Origin of the sequence: Gymnodinialimonas ulvae, from assembly GCF_037543845.1 — a bacterium.
Lineage (GTDB): Bacteria > Pseudomonadota > Alphaproteobacteria > Rhodobacterales > Rhodobacteraceae > Gymnodinialimonas > Gymnodinialimonas ulvae.
This window is the reverse complement of the sequence record NZ_JBBIFX010000002.1, coordinates 709,547-728,464: the sequence shown is the minus strand read 5'-3', so window position 1 is coordinate 728,464 and position 18,918 is coordinate 709,547. Positions and strand designations below refer to the sequence as shown.

Annotated in this window: 15 protein-coding genes; 6 read left to right on the top strand and 9 right to left on the bottom strand. The window is 64.3% G+C overall.

Annotated elements, in window-relative coordinates; genetic code table 11:
- The first annotated feature begins 25 nt into the window (after positions 1 to 25).
- Positions 26 to 301 carry a hypothetical protein gene (locus V8J83_RS13440; protein ID WP_339986914.1) on the top strand — a complete coding sequence of 92 codons (276 nt, stop codon included), beginning with the start codon at positions 26 to 28 and terminating at the stop codon, positions 299 to 301.
- Positions 302 to 390: 89 nt separating this feature from the next.
- Here the strand turns inward: V8J83_RS13440 and V8J83_RS13435 are convergent, their stop codons facing one another.
- From V8J83_RS13435 to V8J83_RS13420, 4 genes are all read right to left on the bottom strand, one after another.
- Positions 391 to 1,173: an IclR family transcriptional regulator gene (locus V8J83_RS13435; RefSeq protein WP_339986913.1), complete on the bottom strand. Its 783-nt coding sequence runs from the start codon at positions 1,171 to 1,173 to the stop codon at positions 391 to 393.
- 12 nt (positions 1,174 to 1,185) lie between these two features.
- The gene (locus V8J83_RS13430; protein WP_339986912.1) at positions 1,186 to 2,565 is read right to left on the bottom strand and encodes a TRAP transporter large permease; all 1,380 of its coding nucleotides are present in this window, start codon (positions 2,563 to 2,565) and stop codon (positions 1,186 to 1,188) included.
- On the bottom strand, positions 2,562 to 3,272 hold the full coding sequence (locus V8J83_RS13425) for a TRAP transporter small permease (protein ID WP_339986911.1): 711 nt from the start codon (positions 3,270 to 3,272) through the stop codon (positions 2,562 to 2,564). The genes V8J83_RS13430 and V8J83_RS13425 overlap by 4 nt, the downstream gene beginning before the upstream one ends.
- A 128-nt stretch (positions 3,273 to 3,400) precedes the next feature.
- Positions 3,401 to 4,633 (bottom strand): TRAP transporter substrate-binding protein, encoded by a 1,233-nt coding sequence (locus V8J83_RS13420; protein ID WP_339986910.1) that lies wholly within the window; start codon positions 4,631 to 4,633, stop codon positions 3,401 to 3,403.
- A gap of 121 nt (positions 4,634 to 4,754) precedes the next feature.
- Between V8J83_RS13420 and V8J83_RS13415 the strand changes: the two genes are divergently transcribed.
- Both V8J83_RS13415 and V8J83_RS13410 read left to right on the top strand, forming a co-directional pair.
- Positions 4,755 to 6,380: a GMC family oxidoreductase gene (locus tag V8J83_RS13415; RefSeq protein ID WP_339986909.1), complete on the top strand. Its 1,626-nt coding sequence runs from the start codon at positions 4,755 to 4,757 to the stop codon at positions 6,378 to 6,380.
- Between the two features lie 138 nt (positions 6,381 to 6,518).
- The gene (locus V8J83_RS13410) at positions 6,519 to 9,875 is read left to right on the top strand and encodes a Hint domain-containing protein (RefSeq protein ID WP_339986908.1); all 3,357 of its coding nucleotides are present in this window, start codon (positions 6,519 to 6,521) and stop codon (positions 9,873 to 9,875) included.
- On the opposite strand, the gene V8J83_RS13405 is transcribed toward V8J83_RS13410, so the two are convergent.
- From V8J83_RS13405 to V8J83_RS13385, 5 genes are all read right to left on the bottom strand, one after another.
- Positions 9,872 to 10,702 carry a carbon-nitrogen hydrolase family protein gene (locus V8J83_RS13405; protein ID WP_339986906.1) on the bottom strand — a complete coding sequence of 277 codons (831 nt, stop codon included), beginning with the start codon at positions 10,700 to 10,702 and terminating at the stop codon, positions 9,872 to 9,874. The two genes, V8J83_RS13410 and V8J83_RS13405, sit on opposite strands and share 4 nt — an antisense overlap.
- Positions 10,692 to 12,164, bottom strand: a complete 1,473-nt coding sequence (gene glpK / locus V8J83_RS13400) for a glycerol kinase GlpK (protein WP_339986905.1) — start codon at positions 12,162 to 12,164, stop codon at positions 10,692 to 10,694. The genes V8J83_RS13405 and glpK overlap by 11 nt, the downstream gene beginning before the upstream one ends.
- A 9-nt stretch (positions 12,165 to 12,173) precedes the next feature.
- Positions 12,174 to 12,923 carry a DUF805 domain-containing protein gene (locus tag V8J83_RS13395; protein WP_339986904.1) on the bottom strand — a complete coding sequence of 250 codons (750 nt, stop codon included), beginning with the start codon at positions 12,921 to 12,923 and terminating at the stop codon, positions 12,174 to 12,176.
- A gap of 75 nt (positions 12,924 to 12,998) precedes the next feature.
- Complete coding sequence (gene glpD, locus V8J83_RS13390) at positions 12,999 to 14,555, bottom strand: glycerol-3-phosphate dehydrogenase (protein WP_339986903.1); 1,557 nt, start codon at positions 14,553 to 14,555, stop codon at positions 12,999 to 13,001.
- 88 nt (positions 14,556 to 14,643) lie between these two features.
- Entirely contained in the window at positions 14,644 to 15,348 is a 705-nt protein-coding gene (locus tag V8J83_RS13385) for an arylesterase (protein ID WP_339986902.1), read from the bottom strand.
- Here V8J83_RS13385 and V8J83_RS13380 point away from each other — a divergent pair.
- Genes V8J83_RS13380 through V8J83_RS13370 form a run of 3 tightly spaced genes read left to right on the top strand, consistent with a single transcriptional unit; the run spans position 15,347 to position 18,902 of the window.
- A complete protein-coding gene (locus V8J83_RS13380) occupies positions 15,347 to 16,036 on the top strand; it encodes an ABC transporter ATP-binding protein (protein ID WP_339986901.1) in 690 nt (229 codons plus the stop codon). The two genes, V8J83_RS13385 and V8J83_RS13380, sit on opposite strands and share 2 nt — an antisense overlap.
- Positions 16,033 to 16,386: a hypothetical protein gene (locus tag V8J83_RS13375; RefSeq protein WP_339986900.1), complete on the top strand. Its 354-nt coding sequence runs from the start codon at positions 16,033 to 16,035 to the stop codon at positions 16,384 to 16,386. Before V8J83_RS13380 ends, V8J83_RS13375 begins: the two co-directional genes overlap by 4 nt.
- Positions 16,383 to 18,902: an ABC transporter permease gene (locus tag V8J83_RS13370; protein WP_339986899.1), complete on the top strand. Its 2,520-nt coding sequence runs from the start codon at positions 16,383 to 16,385 to the stop codon at positions 18,900 to 18,902. The genes V8J83_RS13375 and V8J83_RS13370 overlap by 4 nt, the downstream gene beginning before the upstream one ends.
- Positions 18,903 to 18,918 lie beyond the last annotated feature (16 nt).

Here is an 18,918-nt window from a genome sequence, read left to right as displayed (position 1 = left end):
GCTCTTATCCAGGGAGGGAGAACACATGGCAAACCAGATCAGAGCCAAGCCAAACACGATCAAAGCGCCCCTGCTTCGACATATCCGCAATCTGTTCGCCCGCCTGTCTGCGGCGTCCCTCACCTCCCGCGTCAAGGCGCACCGGGTGCCGAAATCTGCCTTTGAGCTTCCCTTCACTGAATGGCCGAGCCTCTGGGATCTGGAAGAAGCAGGCCCGCTGAGCGTGACGGAAATGGCGGCCATTCAACGGACCGATCATGCCCTGATCAGTCGCGCAATCCACGGAATTGTCCGCTGGTGATGTCAAAGGAGCTTCGCATGAGCGGGGCAGTGCGGACCCGGCCTCAACCGGTCCAAACGCGAGATGGGACGGACGCCATGGATGTCGGGCTATGCGTCTGCTTCGATGAGCAGCGAAAGCTCGGACGCGGCGTCGCGCAGGGCGTCAAGATGGGTCAACGCGCGGTCGATGTCGAAGCGTTGCGTCGGTGCGTGAAACGACAAGGTGGCCATGAGGCGGCCGTTGCCCTCAACAATCGGGACGGCGAGGGCGATCATGTCTTCCATGAACTCCGCCCGGTCCAGCGAGAACCCCTGTCGCGTTACCTCGGCAAGCTCGGCCATGAGGGCTGCGCGGTCGGTGATGGTGTTCTCGGTCTTCTGCGTCAGGGCCGTTGCGTTGAGATAGCGTTGCAGGTGATTTGGCGCGAGCGAGCTGAGGTACATTTTGCCCGACGCGGTGCAATGGAACGGCACCCGCGTGCCCTGCGGCAGTTGGATGCGCAACGGCCATTCCGTTTCCACCCGCTCAAGGTAGAGCATCGCGTCGCGGTCCGGCAGCGCGATATTGCAGGTCTCGCCGATCTCACGGCTGAGCCGTTTGAGGATCGCCTGCCGTGCGGTACGGATGCGCAGGCTCGACAGGATCGACGCCGCAAATGTGCGCAGCCGAGGCCCGGGCGAATACGTTCGCCCGTCGAGATCGCGTTGCAGGAAGCGTTCCTCTTCGAGGGTTGCAAAGAGGCGGTGGATTGTGGGCTTGGGCAGTTCGAGATTGGCGTTCACATCGGTCGGCGTGACGGGCACTCCGGCGCGGGCCACCTCCTCCAGCACCATCAGAAGCCGGAGGTTGGTGGGGATGTTGTCACGCGGCTGCTCCCCGTCCAGTCCCATCAGCTACATCCCTCAGAGGTCCGGCAACAGCATCGTCGACAAAGACGGCACCAGCGCCACAATGATCCAGATCGAGATCAACGCGATCAGGTACGGCCACGTATAGCGGAGCAGTCGGAAATACGGCACCCCTGTTACGCCGGACGCGACATAGAGGTTGAGGCCATAGGGCGGTGTGATGAAGCCGATGGACGCCCCGACAAGGAAGATAACGGCGAACTGCACAGGTTCTACGCCGATATCATGGGCAATCGGGGCCAGAATGGGCGCAAGGATGATGGTGACGGGCAAGCTTTCCAGGACCATGCCGCAGACGAACACGATGGCCATCGCGGTGAACAGGACGGCGTAATAGCCCCCCATGGAGGTGACGAATTCGGTCAGGAACGCCTGCGCGCCCAGAACCGACAGGATCTGCTGCATGACCACCGACACGGCGATGAGCGGGGCCAGAATGCCGGTGATCTGCGCCGAGCGCATGGTGATCGACGGCAGCTCCAGCGGGCCGAAGCCGTTGACGACGAGCATGCCGCCAAAGCTGCGTTCATCGACGGGCCGCTCTTCGCGGGAGGCAAATTCCGGGCGGCTGATCGAGACGATCTTGGTGATGGCGAGGCACGCGAAGCCGACGATCACGCAAAAGCCCACCGTCACACCGGCCGCTTCGGTCGGGGAGAATTTGCCGGTGTAGATGCCCCAGAGCACAAGACCGATGGCGAAGAAGCCAAGCCAGGCGCCGAGGCCGGTTTTGATCACCCGCACGATGTTGAGGTTGATGATATGGCCCCATTTGTTCTTGAAGCAGACGATGAAACAGGCGGTCATCATCGCGAGGACCATCAGCGTGCCGGGAATGATCCCCGCGACGAAGAGGTCGGAAATCGGCAGGTTCATCAGGAAGCCGTAGACGATGAAGATGATCGACGGGGGGATGATGATCCCCACCGTGCCGCCCGCCGCCGCAGTCGCCGCCGAGAAGCGTTCATCGTAGCCGCCCTTGACCATTTCGGGGTGCAGCATCGAGCCGATCGTCGCCGTGGTGGCCGAGTTCGAGCCCGAGATCGCGGCGAAAAGCCCGCAGGCGCCAAGCGCCGCCATGGCAAGGCCGCCCCGGATCCAGCCCAGGCAGGCATAAGCGTAATCGGTCAGCCGCCTCGCGATGCCGGAGCGGTTGATCAGGTCGCCGGTGAGGATGAAGAGCGGCATCGCCAGAAGCGCGAAGCCGTCGGTGAAGACGCGGCTGAGTGCAGCGCTCATGTTGTCGAGCGGCAGACCAAGCACGAAGGACATGCCGATAACCCAGTAGCCGATCACCAGAAAGACAGGCACACCCATCATGAACAGGAAGGTCACGCCCAGGGAGAGGGCGGTGATAAGGGTTCCGTCGCTCATGTGTCACCTCCGATCACGGCTTGCTTGATGATGGCGTCCCCAGAGCGGAAATTACGCACATCCTCGAACCAGTTTTCCAGCACGCGGGCGACGAGGAAGATGAACGACACCGGCACTGCAAGGATGAACCACCATTGCATCAGGTCGTTGGTGCCCGGCACGATCTGGAAATTGTCGGCGGCATTGGCCACGACGCGGCTACCGGTGACGATGACAACCCAGGAGAAGCCGATCCAGAGGAGGGCGTCGACGGTAAGCATGAACATTTGCCCGGTGCGGGGCATGTTGGTGCGGAATTCGCTGAACGCGAGGTGGGTGCGGAGCTTGACGTTATAGCTGCACCCGACCCAGGTCATCACGAGGAACAGGAAGGGCGGCAGAGTTGTGGTCCAGGGCCAGGGTTTGAGCCAATCGGGCGTCGTCGAGAAGTCGAGCCCCAGCATACCGGGGACAAAGCGCTGGATCACGCCGAAGAAGATAATGCCACCGATGGTGAGGTAGGAAATCACCATCACGTAGCCTTCGAGGTGGCGTTCGATGAAGGGGGACGCACGGTAGAGCCCCATGACGAGGAACCCGCCCGCCAGCAGGATGACCAACCCGACCACCCATGCGGCGGGCAAGTTCAGGGCCTGACTGATTTCCCACGAGCTTCCACTGGCGAAGGCCGAAATGATCTCACCAATTCCGCTGAATAGCTCTCCCATCGGCCCCTCCCGGCGTTTGAGTCTTTTGAGACAGGCGTTCTTGGATGGCCTGTTGAGGTAAAAGCGGCGGCCCCCCTTTGATCTGGGGGCCGCCGTCAATCATGTCAGGTCTGATCCGAAGGCTCGGATCAGCCGCGCCACCAACGACGGGGCTCGACGTTTTCGGCCAGCGTCCCATCGGGGATCTCGCGGACGATGTCGAAGATCTCCTGGTAGGTGTCGGCACCGCCGGCCCACCCGTTGAGACGCTCGCGCCACTGAGCCCAGGGCTCGGGATTGTACTCGGGCGAGCACATTTCGCGGGCCATCTGGATCTGATCTTCCGGCAGGGTGGCCACGCGGACGTTGTTTTCCGCGAATATCGTGCCGGGACGCGGCGGATCGGTGAAGCCCACGGTGTTGACCAAGGCGGCCTCATTGGCGGCCTGAACATGGACCTGCGTGAAGTAGGCCGATTCCATGATGGCGTCCTGCAAATGCGGCTCAAGGCTGTCGAACAGCTCGGCGTTCATGCCGGTGTGCTCGGTGCCGCAGAAGAAGCGCAGATCGACCGACTGGCTGACCACGGGCGACATATTGGCGTAAGCCACGGCCGAAGCCCATGTCTCGGCGCCGTCCACGAGGCCCTGGCGCAGGCCGTCGAGGGTCTCTTCCCACGCAATCGGCGTCGGGTTGAGGTTCATCAGATCCATCGCGATCCGGCCAAGCTGCGTGCCGGTCACACGGTTGCGGGTGCCGAACAGCTCTTCGAGGGTGGTGACGGTCGGACGATCCTCGAACGAGGCGCCCATCTGCAGGCCGCGCAATTCGGCATGGCTGAACAGGAACTTGACGCCGTGACGCTGTTCCAGCGGATCGCGCAGCAGGCGCTGCGATTCCGGGTGGTAGAGGAAATAGTACTGATCCGCGCGGTTGCGGAACATGTAGGCGTAATCCAGCACGTTCAGATACGGCGCGGAGCCTGCGGAGTTCTGGGTCGAGGCGGAGTAGAAATCCACAACGCCAAGCTGCGCGCGCTCAAGGCAGTTGAGCTGCCCGCAGATCTGGTTGTCGCCAATGAATTCAAGGCGGATCTCGCCGTCCGTCCGTTCTTCGAGGTCGCGGGCGAATTCCAGAACACCAGCGCGCTCGATCAACAGATTGCGGGCGTTGAAGCCGGCAGCGCCCATCTTGAGCTCGTAACGGGCGGGCGTGCCAAGACGCCGCTCGTAGGTCGATTCAACCGCGCGCGCCAGCGACGGAAGCGTCACCGCACCGGTCAGCGTCGCGGCGCCCATCATGACCGACGACAGGCCATACGTGCCTGTCAGTTTCATCAGATCCCTGCGCGAAATCTGGCTGAGGACTTTCGAAGCCTTCATTTCCATTACCTCCCAATAATGCGCGAAAATGATACTTGTGGTCTCAATCCTGCTCAACTTATTGTCTCGCATGCAAGGAAAATCTTTTCCGCGCTGGCATTCTGTGCAGGGGAACGAAAAAATGACGGGCCTTTCAGCAGACTACGTGATCGTTGGCGCGGGCAGCGCGGGCTGCGTGCTCGCCAATAGGTTGTCGGCCGACGGAAAATCGCGGGTCATTCTGCTGGAGGCCGGGGGGCGCGATTGGAACCCGTGGATCCATATTCCAGTCGGCTACTTCAAAACGATCCACAATCCGAACGTCGATTGGTGCTACAAGACCGAGCCTGATCCGGGGCTCAACGGGCGGTCCATCGAATGGCCCCGCGGCAAGGTTTTGGGCGGGTCGTCGTCGTTGAACGGGCTTCTTTACGTGCGCGGACAGCCGCAGGATTACGACCGCTGGCAGCAGATGGGCAACGCCGGGTGGGGCTGGGACGATGTGCTGCCATTGTTCAAACGGGCGGAATGCAATGAGCGCGGCGCCGACGCGCATCACGGCGATCAGGGCCCGCTTTCGGTGTCGAACATGCGCATTCAGCGCCCGATCACCGACGCCTGGGTCGCGGCAGCGCAAGCGGCAGGCTACGCGTTCAACCCCGATTACAACGGGGCCGAGCAGGAGGGCGTTGGGTATTTTCAGCTGACGGCCAAGAACGGGCGGCGGTGCAGTTCGGCCGTGGCCTACCTCAATCCGGCTCGCGGACGCGCCAACCTGCAGATCGTGACCCATGCGCAGGTGGACAGGATCCGGCTGCAGGGCACGCGCGCGACGGGGGTGCAATACACCGACCGCAGCGGTGCGGTTCAAATCGTCAGCGCCGCGCGCGAGGTGATCCTGTGCGGCGGGGCGATCAACTCGCCTCAATTGCTGATGTTGTCGGGGATCGGTGAGGCCGCGCAACTGGCCGAGCACGGGATCGATACGGTGCAGGATCTGGGCGGTGTCGGAAAGAACATGCAGGACCATCTGCAAGCGCGACTGGTCTACAAATGCACGGAGCCCACCTTGAATGACGAGGTGTCGAGCCTTTGGGGACAGGCCCGTATCGGTTTGAAATACCTCATGTTTCGCGCAGGTCCAATGACGATGGCCGCCAGTCTTGCCACGGGGTTCATGCGCAGCAACGACACGGTCGAGACGCCCGATATCCAATTCCACGTACAGCCCCTGTCGGCAGAGAACCCGGGCAAGGGCGCGGATCGGTTCAGCGCCTTCACGATGTCGGTTTGCCAATTGCGCCCCGAAAGCCGCGGCGAAATCCGGCTCAACTCCGATCGCCCGCGCGACTATCCGAAGATCATCCCCCGCTATTTGTCGACCGAGACCGATTGCCGGACCATGGTGGCGGGTGTGAACATCGCCCGCACCATCGCGCGCCACGCGCCGCTGACCTCGAAAATCTCGGAAGAATACCGGCCCAACCCGTCGCTCGACATCAATGATTACGACGCAACGCTGGATTGGGCGCGGTCGAACACGGCGTCGATCTACCACCCGACCGGGACCTGCAAGATGGGTCAGGGAAGCGATGCGGTGGTGGACGATCGGCTGCGCGTGCACGGGATTTCGGGCCTGCGGGTCGCGGATTGTTCGATCATGCCCGAAATCGTTTCGGGCAACACCAACGCGCCTGCGATCATGATCGGCGAGAAGGCCTCGGATCTGATCCTGGAAGATGCACAGGCGGCCTTGTCGGCGGCGTGAGCCGACCCACGCCGCGCAAAAAACCCACGTTTCGCCATATTTCGTTAGGGTCCTGCCCCATTCGGGTCATGCAAATCTGATTAAAATTGCATCAATAAGAACACCAGCGGCTCAAAGAAGCCGGAGTGAGCAGGCCCCATGGCGACAATCAATGGCAACGCGTCCGACAACACGCTGACCGGTACCAGCACCGCAGACAGCATCACCGGCGGGTCCGGCAACGACACCGTCACCGGTGGCGCGGGCGATGACATCATCGACGGCGGTGCGCCAAGCCTGGCGCCGACGCCGCTTGACCTGAACTGGACGTCGCAAGGCGGCAATGGCACCTCGGTTGCGGGTGGGTTCACGCAGGACACCGGCGGGATCGACGTTGCCGTAAGCTTCACGAATGACGGCGCCGGGACGAACGCGGCCGTCTCCACCTCGGCGACTTATGTGGCGGGTGGCGAGACCTACAATCCGAATTCCAACCTCGCCTTGCAGGGCAATGGCGGCGCGGCAGTCTGGACCGTGGATTTGAACTTTTCGGCTGTGGGCGGGTCGGGTTTTGCCGATGAGGTCGAGAATGTCGCCTTCCGGCTGCAAGACATCGACCAGTCCGGTTGGCAGGACATCTTCACCGTCAACGCCTATGACGCGGCGGGCAATTTGATCCCGGTCGTGCTGACGCCCGCGGGCAATGACACGGTCAGCGGCAACACGGTGACGGCGGGCCCCGGCGCGACTGCGGCCAGCGATCCGTTGGGGTCGGTTCTGGTCGAGATTGCGGGACCGGTCGCGCGGGTCGAGATCATCTATGCAAACGGCGGCACGTCGGGTCAGTTGGGTTTGATCACCGATGTGGCCTTCGATGCGGTGCCAACCGATGACGATGAGCTGTTTGGCGAAGCAGGGAACGATACGCTGATCGGCGGCTTCGGGGACGATGTGTTGACCGGGGGCGGTGACAACGACAGCCTCGACGGCGGGTCGGGCAATGACCTACTGATCGGCAGCAGCGGCAATGACACGCTGCGCGGCGGCGACGGGCAGGACGACCTGCAAGGCGGCTCGGGAGGCGATGCGTTGTTCGGCGAGGACGGCAATGACACGCTCGATGGGGGTGGCGGGGCCGACACACTGGAGGGCGGCGCGGGCGACGACAGCCTGTTCGGGGGCAGTGGCTTTGACATACTGACGGGGGGCGCCGGCGCCGACACGCTCAACGGGGGCAACGGCAACGACACAATCACGGCGTCGGGCGGCGATGTGGTGATCGGCGGCGAAGGCGGCACGGACACGGCCGACCAGCTCATCGTGGACGATGTGGCCGAAGTGATCTTCGACCCCAGCAACGGCGAGAACGGCACAGTTGTTTTCAACGACGGCTCAACCGCCAGCTTCACCGGCATCGAAGAGCTGATCGTGAACGGCGGCCCGGACGGGATCGTCTCGGGTACGGCCGGCAACGATGTAATCGACAGCGCTTATGTCGATGAAAACCTTGAACAAGTCGACAATGGCGACGGCACGCTTGGCACCAGCGGTGATCAGGATGTGATCGAAGCCGGGGGCGGCGATGACACGGTCTTTGCGGGCGACGGCAACGACAGCGTGGTCGGCGGCCCAAGCGGCGCGCTGACGACGGGCAGTGTGGAGAACCTCAGCTGGGTCGCGGAAGGCGCCGACGGGACCGATCTTTTGAGCGGTTTCACGCAAGATACCGGCCTGGCCAATATTACGGTTTCGATCACCGATGACGGGGCGTTGCAGCAATCGGCCGTCTCGACAACGACGCAATACACCGCAGGCGCGACCGAGCCATTCGCGACGGGGTCCGGCCTTGCCCTGGGCGGTGACGGCGGGCCGGATGTGACCACCGTCGCCTTCAACAGCGACGCGGAGCTGACCAACGTGTCATTCCGGGTCAACGATGTCGACAGCGGCTCCTGGATTGATGTTCTGACGATCAACGCCTTCGATGCGAACGGCGATCCGGTCGCGGTGACCCTGACGCCCGCAGGCGACGACATCGTGTCCGGGCAGACCGTGACGGGTGGCCCGACGGGCGACGATCCGAACCTGGCGAATGGCTCGGTCCTGGTGAACATCGCGGGTCCGATCACCGCATTCGAAGTCATCTATGAGAACAACAGCACCGGTGGACAGGTTGTCTTCCTGACCGATGTGCATTTCACCGCCAGCGAATTTGACGACGACGTTCTGCATGGCGACCAAGGCGACGACACGCTGGACGGTGGCGCAGGCGATGACGTGCTGTTCGGTGACCAGTTGGCGCTTGATCCGGCAACGGTCCCATCGGGCAGCGGCGGAACCGCCACGTCGGTCACGTTCCAAAACGACAGCCCCTACGCGGTCGAGCTGGCGCAGATCGACGCAAGCGGCGCGTTGGTGTCGGTCATCACCATCCCATCGGGCAACGCCTTCACCAGCGCCTCGACCACGCAGACGAACTGGGCCCTTCTGGATCCGGGCTCGGGCGATATTCTGCAGGTCTATGAGGCGCCGCCCAACGGCGCCACGCAGGTCTTTGACAGCAGCGGCGCCGACAGCCTTGAAGGCGGGCTTGGCGATGACACGCTGTCGGGTGATTTCGGCAACGACACGCTTGATGGGGGCGACGGCGACGACTCCATCCTCGGCGGGTCCGGCGCGGACAGCATCACGACCGGCGACGGCGCGGATAGTGTGAATGCGGGCGACGACGCGGATTACATTATCGGATCCTCGGGCGACGTAATCGACGGCGGCGAGGGCGGGGACGACAACGACACCTTGTTCCTTGGCGACGACGGCGCGACCATCATCTACGACAGTGGCAACCCGGAAAACGGCACCGTCATCTTCAGCGACAATTCCACGCTGACCTTCACCAATATCGAGACGGTGATCCCCTGTTTCACGCCGGGAAGCCGGGTTGAGGTGGCACGCGGCACCTTCAAGGTCGAGGATTTGCGCGTCGGCGACCTGATCCGGACGCGCGACGCAGGCCTGCAGGCGATCCGCTGGATCGGGCGCAAGCACCTGACGCAATCAGATCTTTCGGCCGCACCGCATCTGCGGCCCGTCCGTATCCGCAAGGGCGCATTGGGCGATGGTCTGCCGAACCGCGATATGGACGTCTCGCCGCAGCATCGCATGCTGATCGAAGGGGTCAACGCCGAGCTATTGTTCGGCGAGGCGCAGGTTTTGGTGCGGGCCAAGCACCTGACGCATCTGCCGGGGATTGACGTTGCCCACCGGTGCGAACGGGTCACGTATATACACGTGATGTGCGACGCCCATGAGGTGATCCGCGTCGACGGGGCCTGGACCGAGAGCTTCCAGCCCGGCGATATAGTGAGCACTCAAGAGGCCCGCGCGATTTTCGGCGATCTTCTGGCGCAATTCCCCGATCTCGGCACCGAGAGAGGGCGCGCGATGTACAACGCCGCCCGCGTGAGTTTGAAGGCCCATGAAGCGGCGCTGATCTCGGCGTCGGTGTTGGGTTAGAGCCGCCGCAGGGGGGCGTCGCGCTTGTTCACGAGATTCGGGATCTGGCCACGGGTTTTCTCGACCCGGCTCAGGTCCAGATCGACCACCGCAAGCTTGGGCGCGCCGTCTTCGAGATCGGCGATCACCTTGCCCCACGGGTCGACGACAAGCGCGTGACCATAGGTTTCGCGACCATCGGCGTGATGACCCGCCTGCGCAGGCGCGATCACATAGGCACCGGTTTCGATCGCACGCGCCCGCAGCAGCACATGCCAATGGGCTCGGCCCGTGGGCACGGTGAACGCGGCGGGGCTGAAGATCACGCGCGCGCCGCCTTCGGCCAGCGTGCGATGCAGGTGCGGAAAGCGCATGTCGTAGCAGATCGTCAGGCCCATCGGCCCCCAGGGCGTCTCGGCCAGAACAGCCGCATCGCCCGGCGCAAAGGCCTTGGATTCCTTGAAGGTCGCGCCGGGCACATCAACGTCGAACAGGTGCAGTTTATTATAGGTCGCGCGGATCTCGCCGCCGGGGTCGATCAACGTTGATTGGTTGAAGAAGCGGCCATCCGGGGCCAGCACGGGGGTTGAGCCCGAATGCAGCCACAGCCCGTGTTGCACCGCGGCCTCGCGACAGGCGGCAATGAAGGGATCAGCTTCGGCCGCGACCACCTGCGTTTGCGACACGGCGCGGTTGGCGTTCATCAGGCCAGAGACCTCGGGCAGGGCCAACATTTCGGCCCCCTGCCCTTTCGCATCCGCGGCCAAAGCTTGCATCGTGGCGATGTTCGGCGCGTGACTGTTGGCCGAGCACATCTGCGCGGCGGCGATGCGAAGGTTATGTTCCATGGTTGCTCAACGTCCGTGCGATAGCGTCTTTCCAGCCAGAATAGCGGGTGGCGCGGGTCGCGTCGTCCATCTGAGGCTCGAAGGTGCGGTCCACCGCCCACCGGGCGGCGAAGGCGGCCTGATCGGGGTAAATGCCCGCACGGTTGCCAGCGATCCAGGCCGCGCCGAGAGCGGTGGTTTCCAACACCTCGGGCCGATCAACCGGCGCGCCGAGGATGTCGGACAGAAACTGCATCGTCCAATCCGACGCGGTCATGCCGCCATCCACGCGGACGGTACCGGTTTCACCCGGGTAATCGGCGGCCATGGCTTCGAGAAGGTCGCGGGTCTGGAACCCGACGCTTTCCAGTGCGGCACGGGCGAATTCCGCAGGGCCGGAATTGCGCGTGAGGCCAAAGATCGCGCCGCGCGCGTCCGGGTCCCAATAGGGCGCGCCGAGGCCGGTGAAGGCGGGCACCATGTAGAGCGTCTGCGCCGGGTCGGCCTGCGCCGCGAGGGGGGCGGTGTCGGGGGCGGCGTCGATGATCCCAAGCCCATCGCGCAGCCATTGCACCACCGCGCCCGCGATGAAGATGGACCCTTCCAGCGCATAGGTGGGCGTGCCGTCGAATTGGTAGGCGATGGTACCAAGCATCCGGTTTTGCGACGCGACCAGCGTATCGCCGGTATTGAGCAGCGCAAAGCAGCCGGTGCCATAGGTCGATTTCAGCATGCCGGGTTGAAAGCAGGCCTGCCCAACGGTCGCCGCCTGTTGGTCGCCGGCGACGCCGAGGATCGGAATCGTTCCGCCAAGCAGGGCGGTTTCGCCGAAATCCGCGTTGCAATCGAGCACCTCAGGCAGGATCGCGGCGGGGATGTTGAGAAGCCGTAGAATGTCGTCGTCCCAGTACCCGTCCCGAATGTTGTAAAGCAGCGTGCGGGCCGCGTTGGTGGCGTCGGTCACATGCCGCGCACCGCCGGTCAGCCGCCAGATCAGGAAGCTGTCGATGGTGCCAAAGGCGAGTTTCCCGGCCTCGGCCTTTTCCCGGGCACCATCGACATTGTCGAGCAGCCACGCCAGTTTCGTGCCGCTGAAATAGGGGTCCAGGAGCAGGCCGGTCTTCTCCCGCACCATCGCCTCGTGCCCGTCACGCTTGAGGCGCGCGCAGAGATCGGCGGTGCGGCGGTCTTGCCAGACGATGGCCTTGTGGACCGGCTCGCCGGTCTCGCGATCCCACAGGACGACGGTTTCGCGTTGGTTGGTGATGCCGATGGCCGCCACAGGGCCGCCTTGCGCAAGCGCATCCTTGCAAGTGCCCAGAACCGTATCCCAGATCTCGTTTGGGTCATGTTCGACCCAACCCGAGGCCGGGAAATGCTGCGTGAATTCCTGCTGCGCGCTGGCCTTGGGGCGCAGGTCCGCGTCGAAGACGATGGCCCGCGACGAGGTCGTGCCTTGGTCGATGGCAAGTATCTGGGTCATGGTGCTTCCTTATCCGAAACGGTTGGGCCCGGGCGTGCCGCGTTGGCAGAAATACACCAGCAACAAGATAATGTACCCGATGGCGACGATGCCCATCAGTCCGAAGAAGACAAAGGTGGTTTCCACGACGCCACCCGCCAGGGTCGCCCCCAAGAATAGGGCAACCACAAGTGTCGCGATCAGGTAACCGCCGATCCACCAGCCTGATCGATCCGTATCGTGCAATCTGCGCCAGCTTACGGCGAGCGACGGCAGAAGCGTTGCAAGGGAGAGCACGGCGTTGAACGGGCCGCCGGTTTCCGACGTCAGGGAGCCGGGGAACAAGATGGCATCAATGATCGTCGCGCCGATCCCCGCAAGCACGAGGAACAGGACAAAGAACCAGTATTCCGAACGGCTGGCCCGGCCGCTGAACGTCACGTATTTCGAGAAACAGACCCGGATCGCCTCCCCGAAAGACCGGGATGGGGCGCCTATGTAAAGGCCATCGGGGCCGATCTGATCGGTCGGGGCTCGGTCGGCTTGGGCGGTCCCAACGCGCGGCGGCGCGGGCGGGGGCGGCGGGCCGCTGGCTGCCGGCGGTGGCACCGCCGAACTGCCGAAGGCGAAATGTTGCGCGGCATTCTCCCAGCCCTCCAGGCCGTCACGCCAAACCAGCGTGTCATCTGCGATCTGACCTGTGGCGATCAGGCGCTGGATCTCTACCTCTTCGACGGGGCCGCGGCGCTCATCGTCTTCCGCATAGTACCAGTTGGTCATCGGTGCCGTCCCTCACATTCGAGCGTTGCAGCCATTGATCTCGGGTTTGCCCGCAAGGTCAAGGCACGCGCCTTGTCATGTGGCTTGGCGCTGTTCGGCCATGAAGGCGTCGAGCGTCGCAATCTGATCCGCCGTCATCCGCAACCCCAGCTTCGAGCGCCGCCAGACCACATCGGCCGCGTTGCGCGCATATTCGCGGGTCATCAACCAGCGCACTTCGGCCTCGGTCAGGGTGGCCCCGAACGCGAGGCCCAGATCCTCGGCCTTGTCCGCCCGCGCCAGGATATCCTTCGCCTCGGTCCCATAGGCGCGCACCAGCCGCCGGGCCCAGGCGTCATTCAGGAACGGATAGGCCACCATCAACGCGCCGATCTGTGCCTGTACCCCATCGACCGGAAAATCGCCACCGGGCAATGGCACGCCCGCCGTCCATTTGTCGCCCGCCTGCGGAAAGAACCGCGCAAGCTTGTCCCAGGCGTCCTCGGCCAAAACGCGGTAGGTGGTGATCTTGCCGCCAAAGACGCTGAGCATCGGTGCCCCGGCTTGGTCCAGCGACAGCACATAGTCGCGGGTCGCCGCGGTGGCCGATTTCGCGCCGTCGTCATAAAGCGGCCGAACGCCGGAATAGGTCCAGACGACGTCCTCGGCGGTGAGCGTCTGCTTGAAATATTCATTGGCAAAGCGCAGCAGGTAATCGCGTTCCTCGGGCGTGCAGCTGGCCTCGCGCGGGTCGCCGGGATGTTCGGCATCGGTGGTCCCGATCAGGGTGAAATCGGTCTCATAGGGGATCGCGAAGATGATCCGCCCATCCGTGCCCTGGAAGAAATAGCATTTGTCGTGATCGAACAGCCGCCGCGTCACGATGTGCGAGCCACGCACCAACCGCACCCCTTCGGACGAGTTCTGCCGCGCCACGTTGCGCACCACATCCGCGACCCAGGGCCCGCCGGCATTGACCAAGGCCCGGGCGTAAACGGTGCCCGCGCCCTCGCCATCCATCTCGATCCGCCAAAGCTCACCCTCGCGCGCGGCGCTGAGGACCTTGGTGCGCACCATGATCTTTGCGCCACGTTGCTCGGCATCGCGCGCATTCAGAATAACAAGCCGCGAATCCTCGATCCAGCAATCGGAATATTCGTAGGCCTTGGTGAACCGGTCCTGCAACGGCGCACCTTCCGGCGTGTCGTCCAACGAAATCGTCGCCGTGCCCGGAAGGATTTTGCGCCCGCCCAGATTGTCATAGAGGAACAGGCCAAGCCGGATCAGCCAGTTGGGGCGGCGACCCTTCATCCAGGGCATCACCGCCGTCAGGATGCGTGATGTCGGCGTTGAATTGTCGAACCGCATGTCCTTCGACAAGGGAAGCACGAATCGCATCGGCCAGGAAATATGCGGCATCGCCCGCAGCAGGGTCTCGCGTTCCTTCAAGGCGTGACGGACCAGCTTGAATTCGAAATACTCCAGGTAGCGCAGCCCGCCGTGGAACAATTTCGTCGACGCGCTTGAGGTCGCACCCGCGAGGTCTTCCATCTCTGCGAGCGCAACGCTCAGGCCGCGCCCCTGCGCATCACGAGCAATGCCGCAGCCGTTGATGCCACCGCCGATAACGAAAAGATCGTAGGTCTCTGCCATGGTGCCCGCTCCGCGTGTGTTGATCGCGTGCTTTCACTTCATGTTCGGTCGGTCAAGTGTTGTTTTCGTTTTGGTTCGCTTTGGGGGCTCATTCCGCCTGCGCGGCCACGATCAACGCCTCCACCTGCGGCCCAAGTGCCTCCACGATCAGGGCAACGCCTTCGGCATTGGGATGGATCCCATCCGACTGCATCACCTCCGAAAGTGCTGCGGGATCCGACTCAGTCATCGCCTCGAACCCCGCAAAGAAGCTTTCGGCGTAAAGCGTACCGTATTGTGCGGCCAGATCCGGGTACATCGCGTCAAAGGCCTGCTTGTAGTCCGGGCCGTAATTGCCGGGCGCGGACATGCCGACCAGCAAGACCTCGACCCCGGCCCCGGTCGCGACATCAAGGATGCCGGCCAGATTGGCGCGACTGGCCTCGGGCGGGATGGCACGCAGCAGATCGTTTCCGCCGAGCGTGACGATCATCGCGTCGACCTCCTCGGTCAAGGTCCAGGCCGCGCGCGCCAGGCCGCCTGCCGTGGTGTCGCCGGACACGCCCGCATTGATCAGGCGCACGTCATGGCCGCGGGCCTGCAACCAGCCCTCCATCTGCGGCACGAAGCCGTCTTCCTGCAATAAACCGTAGCCCTGCGTAAGGCTGTCACCCAGCGCGGCGATCACAACGTCCTGCGCTGCGGCGGGCACGGCCGCCGCGAGGAAGCTTACAAAGCCCAACAGGGCTGGCTTGCTTGCGCGCCGCGCCGCCCCATATGCCGAAGAGCACGCACACCAAAGGCCACGCCCCATGGATCCGATCCTTTCGCTGAACGAAGCGCGCCTGACGCTGGATGGCAATGCGGGGCGGGTGGACATCCTGCATGGCATCACGCTGGACGTCGCGCGCGGCGATACGCTGGCGCTGACGGGGCCGTCGGGGTCGGGCAAAAGCTCTCTCCTCATGCTGATGGGCGGGTTGGAACGGGCCACCGGCGGAACGGTCACGGCACTTGGCCATGATCTGACCGCGATGACCGAGGATCAACTGGCCCGGTTTCGCAGGGATCATATGGGGGTGGTGTTCCAGAGCTTCCACCTAATCCCGACCATGACCGCGCTGGAAAACGTGGCAACGCCGCTGGAACTGGCCGGTCATGGCGATGCGTTCGACCGCGCGGAGGCCGAATTGCAGGCCGTGGGTCTGGGCCACCGGTTGGGCCACTACCCCGCCCAGATGTCCGGCGGTGAGCAGCAGCGCGTGGCGCTCGCCCGGGCCGCCGCGCCGCGGCCCGACATCCTGCTGGCCGATGAGCCGACCGGAAATCTCGACGGTGCCACCGGTGCGCAAATCATGGAGCTGTTGATGGCCTTGCGCGACCGGCATGGCGCGACCTTGATCCTTGTCACCCATGCGCAAGACCTTGCCGCCCGATGCGACCGCGAGGTGCGCCTGCGCGACGGGCGGATCGATCCGATGTTACAAGACGCAGCAGAATGAACAGACGTTGGCGATATGAAGGGCTTGGGGCCCTTGTGCTCGATGGTCAGGGGGTCTCCCTCGACCAGCCCACCCACGATGATCCGCAAGGCATCGTCGCTTTTGTCGAACGCGATGCAAAGGCCGAGGGGCGGCTGTCGCTGGAACGCGGGGCAATCCGCTACATCCGGTATGGATGGCTGAAAACGGTGCTCGACCGCCCCCATCCAATGGCGCGTCAGGCGCTCTTGGAAGGCGCGGATATCGGTGTCTATATTCACCGCTGGAACGATCCCATGGCCGCGACCGAAACCATGCAGGCCTTGCTGGCCACCGATCAGCCGCCCTGGAACATGGGCATTCGCCGATGATCCTGGCCTGGCGCATTGCGCGGCGTGAATTGCGGGGCGGCCTTACGGGGTTCCGCGTGTTCCTCGCCTGCCTTGCCCTCGGGGTCGGCGCGATTGCGGCGGTCGGCTCGGTCCGCGTCTCGATCGAGGAAGGCATGGCGCGCGAGGGCGCGGTGATCTTGGGCGGTGACGCCGAGATGTCGTTCACCTACCGCTTTGCCGACGCGCAAGAGCGCGCGTTTATGGATGGCGTTGCGCTGGCCGTGTCGGAGACCGTCGACTTCCGCTCCATGGTCGTTGTGGACCGCGATCCGGTGGAACGCGGCCTGACGCAGGTGCGCGGCGTAGATGATGCCTGGCCGCTTTATGGCGAAGCGGGCCTTGATCCGCCGATGTCGATGGCCGAGGCGCTTGCGTTGCGCGATCTGCCCGGGGCGGTCATGGCGCCGCTGTTGATGGACCGGCTGGCGCTGGAGATCGGCGATACGTTCAGCCTTGGCACGCAGGCCTTTGAACTGCGCGCGGCCCTGACCGATGAACCCGATGGCGCGGCGTCAGGCTTCGGGTTGGGCCCCCGCACCATCGTGTCCCTTGAAGGTTTGGAGGGCGCGGGCCTTCTGCAGCCAGGCACCCTGTTTGAGAGCCAGTACCGCCTCGCCCTGCCCGATGGCGCGGATCTTGCAGCCCTGGAGCAGGAGGCGCAGGCGTTCGAGGCCAGCGGCGCGCGGTGGCGCGACGCGCGTAACGGCGCACCCGGCATCGCCGAATTCATCGAGCGGATCGGGGCGTTCCTGGTGCTTGTCGGGCTCGCCGGATTGGCCGTCGGCGGGGTTGGTATCGCGGCGGCCGTGCGGGCCTATCTCGATCGCAAGACGGCGACCATCGCGACGCTCAAGACGGTGGGCGCCGAAAGCCGCACGATCTTCGCGGCCTACTTCATGCAAGTCGGGCTTCTGACGCTGGTCGGGATCGTTCTTGGCCTCAGCCTCGGGGCTTTGGCGCCGATTGCACTTGGCCCGCTGATCGAGGCGCAACTGCCGGTGCCCGTCGCAATCAGCGTCTATCCCGCCCCTCTTGCCGAGGCCGCGCTCTACGGCATTTTGACCGCTCTGATCTTCACGCTCTGGCCACTGGCGCGCACGGAACGGGTCCGCGCCGCAGCGCTGTTTCGCGATGCGACCGCCCCGGCGAAGGGCTGGCCGCGTTGGCCTTACCTGCTGGTGATCCTTGCTCTGGCGGGCGGATTGGTCTGGGCCGCGGTGGCGTTTTCGGGGGTGCCGACACTGGCGCTTGGCACGGCGGGGGGCATCTTTGCGGCTCTTCTGGTCCTGTCGCTGGCGGCCATGCTGATCCGGATGCTGTCGCGGGTCCTGGCGCGCAGTCGACTGGTGCGCGGGCGCTCGACCCTGCGTACGACGCTTGGCGCCATCGGCGGGCCTAGCTCGGAGACGACATCGGTTGTGCTGTCGCTGGGTCTTGGCCTTTCGGTTCTGGCGACCATCGGGCAGATCGACACCAACCTGCGCAGTGCGATCCAGCAGAACCTGCCGGAGGTCGCGCCCTCTTATTTCTTCGTGGATATTCAACCCGATCAGCTTGATCCCTTCCTTGCCCGCGTCGAAGGCGACCCGCAGGTCAGCCGCGTCGAGACCGCGCCGATGCTGCGCGGGGTGATCACGCAGATCAACGGCACCCGCGCCCGGGACGTGGCGGGAGATCATTGGGTTATTCAGGGCGACCGGGGCGTCACCTACATGGCCGGGGCCCCGCCTGCCGGGGAAATCGTCGATGGCGCATGGTGGCCCGAGGGGTACGCCGGCCCGCCCCGCGTGGCCTTCGCCGCCGAGGAGGCGTTGGAGATCGGGATCGGCGTGGGCGATACGATCACCGTCAACATTCTCGGCCGCGATATCGAGGCCGAAATTGTTGCCCTGCGCGATGTCTCCTTCGAGAATGCCGGGATCGGCTTCATTCTGACGATGAACGAAGCGGCCTTGGCGGGCGCGCCGCACACCCATATCGCCACCGTCTACGCCGAAGAGGCGGCGGAGGCGCAAATCCTGCGCGATGTCGCGGGCGCGGCCCCCAACATCACCGCGATCCGGGTGCGCGATGCGCTGGATCAGGTGGCCCAAGCGCTGCGCTCGATCGCGTCTGCGACGTCCTATGCCGCGCTGGCCACGCTTCTGACCGGGTTCATCGTGTTGGTGGGCGCGGCAGCGGTGGGCGAGCGGGGGCGCGTGTTCGAGGCGGCGGTGTTGAAAACCCTGGGCGCGAGCCGCGGGATGATCCTGCGCTCTTTCGCGTTGCGCGCGGCGCTCATGGGGGCGGCGGCGGGGCTGGTCGCGATCTTCGCAGGCGCGGTTGGCGGATGGGCGATGATGACCTTCGTGATGGACACGGACTACGTCTTCGAGCCCTATTCCGCGGCTGCCATTGTGGTTGGGGGGGCTATCACGACGCTTTTGGCGGGCCTGGCCTTTGCGATACGGCCTTTGAACGTGCGCCCGGCGCGGATCCTGCGCGCGCAAGACTGAGCGGTTTCGGCGTTTT